Below are 7660 nucleotides of genomic sequence, written 5' to 3'. Positions count from 1 at the left end.
GTCCGCCTGGCCGCCGTTCCCCCGGCCCGTGAGCCCGAACCGGCCGAAGCGTTCGAACCGGCAGATGCGTCCTCGCCGGACCAAGCCGAATCGATATAGACGGCGAGCTCCCCGACGCGGTCGAGGACGGCGTCCGGGCGGACGGCGAACGGGTTCGCCCGGCGGCCGAGGCGGGCGCCCGCCTGCCCGAGGACGAGCGAGGCGGCCAGCAGCGGCGCGCCGGCGACCAGGCCGCCGCGCGCCCCGGCGGAGAACCACACCGCCGCCAGGCCGGCGAGCGCGAGCGAGGACGCCGACACGGCGCCGGCGGTGATCCCGCGCTCGCCGGCCCACCGGGCGACGACCGCGGCGCAGGGTCCGGTCAGGTACGCGGCGACGAGGCCGCCCGGCTCGGTGCGGCCGCGCGGGCGCGCGCCCTCCGCGACCACGGGGTCCACGGTGTCCACGGCATCGGCGGCCTCTCGATCCGGGCGGATGATCGCGGGATGGTCCGGTACGTTGAGCGTGACCGGCCGCTCACGCGCGGGCGCCTGATCCATCAGTGCCTCCAGCCGGTCGCAGAAGCAGTGCAGTGCAAAGCGTAGTGGCTCGGCTACCCAGAGTCATGGAAACCGGGAGAGATGGCGACGCGGACGGTTGCGGTGGTCCTCGCCGGCGGGGTCGGCGCGCGCATGGGCGCCGGTCGCCCCAAACAGCTCATGGAGGTCGGCGGGCGGCCGATCCTGGCGCACGCGGTCCGCGCGTTCGACTCCCATCCGGGCATCGGCGAGGTCGTGGTGGTGATGGCGCCCGGGCATCTGCGCGAGGCCGCCGCGATCGCGGCGCCGTTCCGCAAGACGGCGGCGGTGATCGAGGGCGGCTCGACCCGGACCGCGTCCACCGCCGCGGCGCTGCGCCTGCTGGAGGACCGCCCGGACGACGTCCGCGTGCTGTTCCACGACGCGGCCCGCCCGTTCGTCGACCGCCCGGTCATCGACCGCGTGCTGGACGCGCTGGACGCCTGTGAGGCCGTCGCGGTCGGCGTGCCGTCGCCCGACACGATCGTGGTGGTCGAGGACGGGACGGTCGCCTCGATGCCGCCGCGCGAGACGCTGGCCCGGTTCCAGACGCCGCAGGGCTTCCGGCTCGGCACGATCCGCAAGGCCTACGAGCTGGCCCTCGCCGACCCGGGGCTGCGCGCCACCGACGACTGCGGGATCGTGCACCGCTACCTGCCGGACGTCCCGATCCGGGTCGTGGCGGGCAGCGAGCGCAACCTCAAGGTCACCCAGCCGCTCGACGCCGTCATCGCCGAACATCTCGCCAGCGAGGAAGCACCGTGATCTTCGAGAACACCCCCACCGTCATCGGCCACCGCGGCCTCGGCTCGGGCGAGGTCGTCCCGCCCGGCGCGGAAGAGGCCGTCGCCGAGAACACGCTGCCCTCGATGCTCGCCGCGGTGGAGGCCGGCCTGTCCTGGGTCGAGATCGACGTGACGCGGACCGCCGACGACGTCCTCGTCCTGCGGCACGACCCGACGACCGTGGACGGCGACCACCTGGTCGACCTGCCCGCCACCGCGAGCGGGCTGCCGCTGCTCACCGAGATCTTCGACGCGCTGCCGGCGGACGTGGCGGTGGACGTGGACGTGAAGACCGTGCTGGAGGACGCGCTGGACGAGCCGTCCCGCCGCACCGGCGCGCTCCTGGCCCCGGTGCTGAGGCGGGAGGCGGAGCGGCGGCGGCTGCTGGTCACCTCGTTCGACCCGTCGCTGCTGATGTTCCTGCGCGAGGAGGCGCCGGGCGTCCCGCTCGGGCTGCTGACCTGGCTGCGGTTCCCGCTGTGGCACGCCGTCCCGGCCGCGGCGGGCCTCGGCATGGACGTCGTCGCCGTGCACACCGGCTCGTGCGGCATCGAGCACCCCGACACGCGGCTGAGGCCGCTGGAGCACTGCGTGGAGATCGCGCACAAGGCGGGCCTGGAGGCGATCGCCTGGTGCCCGTCGGCCGAGGCCGCCCCCACCTACGCGGAGGCCGGGTTCGACGCGATGGTGGTCAACGACGTCCCCGGCGTGCTCGCGGCCGTCCAGGCGTAGCGGAGGGCGGCGCCGGCCGGGCGGTCAGCTCGGGCGGTTGCCGCCGTACATCTGCGTCCACTCGCCGGGGGAGTCGTCGTCGTCCGAGCGGCCGCTCCCGGCGGGCGGCTCGGACCGGCTCTCCTCGGCGTGCCGCGCCGGCGGCAGCGGAGGCGGGTTCGAGGAGGGCTGCTGGGCGGGCTGCTGCCCGTACTGCGGCGCGCCGTGCCAGGAGGGGCTCTGCCCCGGCGCGGGAGGCGGCTGGGGCGCTCCCATGGGCGCCTGGCCGCCGTGCATGGGCGGCGGGCCCATCGGCGCGGGAGGCGGGCCGCCGTACCGCGGCCCGGCCGCGGTGCGGGCCTTCCACCGCGAGGGCGCGAGGGAGGCGACCAGGAGCGCGACGCCCAGCAGCAGCAAGATCCCGTACGGGGCGAGCGTCGTGTAGCCCTGGTAGAGCTGGCGGCCCAGCAGATCGCGCCCGGAGTGCTCGACCGCGAAGCGCGGCGACGCGAGCCAGAGCAGGCCGACCGCCGTGTAGGCGGCCCCCGGGATCAGGGAGGCGAGCGGCGAGACGCGCGACCCGGCGGCCAGGCCCACCAGCACCGCCGCCACCACGACCAGCGCGGCGCCGATCCAGCGGTCCTCGCCGCCCCGGGTGAAGAAGTACCGGAAGTAGTCCGTGAACTTGGTCGTGCTGTACATCAGGCACAGCGCGATCACCGGGGTCACCACGAGCCCGATCAACACGCCGAGACCGTGGCGCGCTCCGTTGGACATGGCCACCTCCGAACTGCGACGGGCGGGATCCCGCCAAACCTAACGGTCAGACGGGCCGCGCACCATGGCGGTTCGGAGGTGATCGTACTTTTCTGCCCCGTTACTGGATGGATTCGCCCGGTTTGATCGGGGCGGGCTGGCCGAGCCGCGGCGGGCTGGTCAGGAATCCGACGCCCCAGGTCACGTGCATGGTGGCGAAGACGAGCGGGAGCCGGATCCAGGCGGCCGGAGGCAGCCCGCGCCCCTCCACGGCGGCGCCGACGATCATCGCGGCGGCGTACCCGCCGGGCAGGATCCACCCGGGCCAGAACCCGAACGCCCCGGCGACCACGCCCGCCGCCATCGCCACGACGGCGATCGGCGGCGCGAGGTAGCGCAGGTTGAGCGTGCCCTGGTGCTCGCGCCCGACGACGCGCCGCCAGCGCCCGGTGTGGAAGTACTGCTTGGCGAGGGCCCGCAGGTTGGGCCGGGGCCGGTAGGTGACGCGCATGCGGGGCGTGAAGTAGATCCGGCCGCCGGACTGGCGGATGCGGTGGTTCATCTCCCAGTCCTGCGCGCGGGTGAACGTCTCGTCGTAGCCGCCGACGCGGTCGAGCGCGCTGCGGCGGAACGTGCCGAGGTAGACCGTCTCCACCTCGCCCGCCTCGCCGCCGGTGTGGAAGCGGGCGTTACCGACGCCGAGCTTGGAGGTCATCGCGCGCGCGACGGCCTTCTCGAACGGGGTGACGCCCTCGGCCGCCATGATCCCGCCGACGTTGTCGGCGCCGGTCTCCTCCATCGTCTCGACGGCGGCGCGCACGTAGTCGGCGGGCAGCAGGGAGTGCCCGTCCACCCGGACGATGATCGAGTACTGCGAGGCCTTGATCGCGATGTTGAGGCCCTGCGGGGTGCGCCCCGTCGGGTTCGCGACGACGATGAGGCGCGCGTCCTCGGCGGCCAGCTTGCGGGCGATCTCCTCGGTGCGGTCGCGGGACGGCCCGATGGCGAGCACGAGCTCCAGCTCGCCCGGGTAGTCCTGGCTGAGGATGCGGCGCACGGCGTCGGTCAGGTGGCGCTCCTCGTTGAGGACCGGCATCACCACCGAGACGGCGGGCCACGTGCGCTGACCGGAGTCGGGAAGGGGCTTCACGGCGTAGCGGGTTTCCTGGTTCATGGCGCGCTGGGCATGGGGAGACGAATTCATGTGGGCTCGCGGGGGCACCCGTCCGGCGGACCGTAGGGACGCGCCCCTTCCTCTCTCTTGCTCGCTTGTCTGACGCAGCCCACGCCACCCAGGTTTGCGTGCGGGCCGCCGGGGTGTGGTCAAGACGGCGCCACGTTACTGCAAGGACACGAGGTCCAGGTAGCGAACGGACGGGTGTCCCCCACTTTAGAGTGGTGTGGACTCGCGTCAGCACGTGATCATCGGGAGGCGGCGGCCGGCATGGCAGACGGGCACGACTCGGGTCGCGGCGACGCCGACCCCCTGGAGCGCTATTTCCGGCCGCGTCCCGGCGCCCACGCGGCCGAGGACGACGGCGACATCGAGGGCGTGACCATCGACGGGATGCCGGCGCCGCGCGTCCCGGTGGAGAGCCCGCGCGGGCCGCGCCGGCCGGGCCGGGGGCTGAGCCCGCGGGCGGCGACGAGCGCGCGGCGGCAGAAGCGCTTCCTCACCCTGACCGGGACGGCCTCGGCGTTCGTGCTGCTCACCTCGGGCGGCGCGTGGGCGTTCCAGAACTACGTCACGGGCATGATCGACAAGGTCTCGGTCGGCGGGCTCGGCAAGGGCAAGGACACGCCGAAGGGCGCCATGACGATCCTGGTCGCCGGCGTCGACCGGCGCGAGGGCCTGACGAAGGAGCAGCAGAAGGCCGCCAAGCTCGGGCACGAGGCGGGCGAGCGCTCCGACACGATGATGCTGGTGCACGTGTCCCGCGACCACGACAGCGTGTCGGTCGTGAGCCTCCCCCGCGACTCCTACGTGACCATCCCGGGGCACAGGTCGAACGGGTCGGAGGGGGCCAAGGGCACGCGGGTGCCGGCCCGTCCCGGCAAGCTCACCTGGGCCTACCAGTTCGGGGGGCCCGACCTCACCGTCAGCACGGTCAAGCAGGCCACCGGCGTGTCGATCGACCACTACGTCGAGGTGAACTTCTACGGGTTCGTGCACATGGTCGACGCGATCGGCGGCGTGGACGTGTGCACCGAGCAGGCCGTCGACGACAAGAAGAGCGGCCTGAAGCTCCCGGCGGGGAAGTCGCACGTGGACGGCCTGAAGGCGCTGGCGTTCGCCCGCGCCCGCTACTCCCTGACGGGCGGCAGCGACCTCGGCCGCATCGACCGGCAGCAGCAGTTCATGGCGGCGATGATGAAGCAGGCGCTGTCGACGAAGACGCTCGGCGACCCGGTCAAGTCCACGAAGTTCCTGAACGCCTCGCTGAAGTCGCTGCGCGTCGACGAGAAGCTGGCCGACGACCTGCCGGGCCTCGCCGACCAGATGAAGAACCTGTCGACCGACGACGTCACGTTCGCGAAGGTGCCGCTGTCGAACCCGGCCTACAACGCCGTGCTGTGGAACGCGCCGTCTCCGCAGTCGACCGTCCAGTGGGACCAGCACAAGGCGCGCGACCTGTTCACCCGGCTCCGCCGCGACCAGCCGCTCGCGACGCAGAGCCCGAAGCCGAGCGCCACGCCGACGAAGAAGGCCGAGAACGAGCTGACGGTGCCGCCGGGCGACATCTCCGTCCGCGTCCTCAACGCGATCGGCACCCGGGGCCTGGCGACCAAGGCGGGCGGCGAGCTCCGCAAGGCCGGCTTCAAGGTGTCCGTCGCGCCGGGCGTGGCGCGCCGCGGGCAGCAGACGACGCAGATCCTGTACGGGCCGGGACGGGAGGACTCGGCCCGGACCCTCGCCGCCGCGATCCCGGACGCCAAGCGCAAGAAGGTCTCCTCGCTCGGCTCGCAGGTGCAGGTGATGGTCGGGGCCGACTGGGACGGCGCGGACTGGGCCGGCGTGAAAGAGGTCGAGGTGAAGGAGTCGCCGAGCGCATCGCCGACGGCAGGGGGGCCGGCCATCGAGACCGGCACGGCCACCCAGAAGCTCTGCGGCTGACCGGGGCGTCCCCCGCCGCCCCCGCCTTCTAGAATGTTCTTCTAGTCGTGGGCGGGGAGGATGCAGCATGGGCGAGGACGTGCCGGCCGGGTCGTTCTACGAGCCGCTCGGCGGCGGGCGGTTCGCCTCCACACCCGCGACGGCGGGCCCCTGGTCGCCGGGCCTCCAGCACGGCGGCCCGTTCTCGGCCCTCGTCGGGCGGGCCTTCGAGCGGCACGACCCCGTCCCCGGCACCCGGCTGGCGCGGGTGACCGTCGAGATCCTCAGCCCCGTGCCCGTGGCGGAGCTGGAGGTCGGCGTGCGCACGGTCCGCCCCGGCAGGAGGGTCGCCTTCCTCGAAGGCGAGATCACGCACGAGGGGCGGCCGGTCGCCCGCGCGAGCGCCTGGCGGATCATGGCGGCCCCGTCCCGCCTGGAGCCGGTGGTGCACGCCGCCGCGCCGCCGGACCTGCCCGGGACGACGGAACCGTTCGGCGAGTGGGCGGGCATGCACCGGGACGGCTACCTGTCCGCGATGGAGTGGCGGCTCGTCAGCGGCGCCTTCGGCGAGCCCGGCCCGGGGACGGTCTGGGCGCGGCCGCGGATCCCGCTGGTCGCGGGCGAGGCCGACACGCCGCTCGTCCGCGCGCTGACGCTCGCCGACAGCGCGTCCGGCGTCGGCAGCCAGCTCGACGTGTCCGAGTGGCTGATCATCAACACCGACGTGACCGTCGCGCTGCACCGCGACCCCGTGGGCGAGTGGCTGTGCCTCGCCGCGTCCCTGGACGCCGCCCCGGGCGGCAGCGCGCTCTGCCAGGGGACGCTCGCCGACCGCTCGGGCGAGCTCGGCCGCGTCCTGCAGACCCTCCTCGTGGACGAGCCCCCGCAAGGCTGAACACGGCGCGGCAGAGCGTGATGAACACTCTGCGTAACCTTCTGCTACGGTGGGTAGCGCCTGGGCGACAGAGAGCACAGAAAGCAGAGTTCCCACCTCGTCAGGAGTGCAGAGATGTCCACAAGGATTCTCGGCTTGCTCACCACGACCGCCGCCATCTCGATGACGCTCAGCGGCGGCGTCGCCGCCGCGAGCGTCGCGCGCACCGCACCTCCGCCGGCACCGCCGCAGGCGGACGCACCGCCCGGCACGAACCCGGCGCTCGGCACCGGCCCGTTCACCATGGACTCGTCGTCCGACCCGGCACCGGACCAGAACGCGGCGGCCAACGCCGAGCCGAAGCCGAACGCCGCCCCGGAGCAGGAGGCCGCGGCGCCCAAGTCGCCGCCGAGGGGCAGGTCCGAGGCCAAGGACGGCACCGACCTGAAGGCCTGCGAGGACGCGGAGTGCCAGGTCGAGATCAAGGACGGTCAGACGATAGAGTTCGACCGCAAGCTCGGGTTGGACCCGCTGCACGTCAGGGTCGACGGCAACCGACTGACCTTCTCCTCGCGCGGACGCAACGGCGTGATGATCGCCTCGATGGACGCGTCCTGGCCCCGCGCCACCACCACCTACAACGGCCTCACGCTGCGGCCGCACCGGGCCAAGAACGGCGCCATGATCCTCGACGTCTCGCACGACTGAGCGGACCGGGGCGACGAGCCGCGCACACGGAGGGGCGGGCCATGCGGCCCGCCCCTCCGCGTGCGCCGCCGTGCGCTACTTGAGGATCTGGCGGGCCATGACCATGCGCTGGATCTGGTTGGTGCCCTCGTAGATCTGGGTGATCTTGGCGTCGCGCATCATCCGCTCCACCGGG

The 7660-nt window shown here is 73.5% G+C and carries 8 protein-coding genes and 1 pseudogene; 5 read left to right on the top strand and 4 right to left on the bottom strand.

The genetic code is table 11. From position 1 onward, the window contains the following. Nucleotides 1-539 (bottom strand): annotated as a pseudogene (locus tag AB0K37_RS38750) (hypothetical protein); the annotation flags it as partial. A gap of 81 nt (nucleotides 540-620) precedes the next feature. Here AB0K37_RS38750 and ispD point away from each other — a divergent pair. Both ispD and AB0K37_RS38740 read left to right on the top strand, forming a co-directional pair. Beyond that, nucleotides 621-1322 (top strand): 2-C-methyl-D-erythritol 4-phosphate cytidylyltransferase, encoded by a 702-nt coding sequence (ispD, locus tag AB0K37_RS38745; RefSeq protein ID WP_363990268.1) that lies wholly within the window; start codon nucleotides 621-623, stop codon nucleotides 1320-1322. After that, on the top strand, nucleotides 1319-2074 hold the full coding sequence (locus AB0K37_RS38740) for a glycerophosphodiester phosphodiesterase (protein WP_363990265.1): 756 nt from the start codon (nucleotides 1319-1321) through the stop codon (nucleotides 2072-2074). Before ispD ends, AB0K37_RS38740 begins: the two co-directional genes overlap by 4 nt. A gap of 24 nt (nucleotides 2075-2098) precedes the next feature. Here the strand turns inward: AB0K37_RS38740 and AB0K37_RS38735 are convergent, their stop codons facing one another. Next, nucleotides 2099-2830, bottom strand: a complete 732-nt coding sequence (locus AB0K37_RS38735) for a hypothetical protein (RefSeq protein WP_363990262.1) — start codon at nucleotides 2828-2830, stop codon at nucleotides 2099-2101. A 100-nt stretch (nucleotides 2831-2930) separates the two neighbouring features. Beyond that, nucleotides 2931-3983, bottom strand: coding sequence for a glycosyltransferase family 2 protein (locus AB0K37_RS38730; protein WP_363990259.1), 1053 nt, complete (start codon nucleotides 3981-3983; stop codon nucleotides 2931-2933). A 270-nt stretch (nucleotides 3984-4253) separates the two neighbouring features. On the opposite strand from AB0K37_RS38730, the gene AB0K37_RS38725 reads away from it, so the two are divergent. The 3 genes from AB0K37_RS38725 to AB0K37_RS38715 all read left to right on the top strand — a co-directional run bounded on the left by AB0K37_RS38725 (nucleotide 4254) and on the right by AB0K37_RS38715 (nucleotide 7485). Continuing rightward, nucleotides 4254-5924 (top strand): LCP family protein, encoded by a 1671-nt coding sequence (locus AB0K37_RS38725; protein WP_363990257.1) that lies wholly within the window; start codon nucleotides 4254-4256, stop codon nucleotides 5922-5924. Nucleotides 5925-5991: 67 nt separating this feature from the next. After that, a complete protein-coding gene (locus AB0K37_RS38720; protein ID WP_363990254.1) occupies nucleotides 5992-6798 on the top strand; it encodes a thioesterase family protein in 807 nt (268 codons plus the stop codon). A gap of 114 nt (nucleotides 6799-6912) precedes the next feature. After that, complete coding sequence (locus AB0K37_RS38715) at nucleotides 6913-7485, top strand: hypothetical protein (protein ID WP_363990251.1); 573 nt, start codon at nucleotides 6913-6915, stop codon at nucleotides 7483-7485. 75 nt (nucleotides 7486-7560) lie between these two features. Here AB0K37_RS38715 and AB0K37_RS38710 read toward each other — a convergent pair. Beyond that, on the bottom strand, nucleotides 7561-7660 hold a 100-nt coding region (locus AB0K37_RS38710; protein WP_363990270.1), incomplete at its 5' end, for an acyl-CoA dehydrogenase family protein.

The organism is Actinomadura sp. NPDC049753 (assembly GCF_040674655.1).
Classification (GTDB): Bacteria; Actinomycetota; Actinomycetes; order Streptosporangiales; family Streptosporangiaceae; genus Spirillospora; species Spirillospora verrucosospora.
Note: the sequence above shows the minus strand (reverse complement) of the source record. Positions and strands in the feature narration are given on the sequence as shown.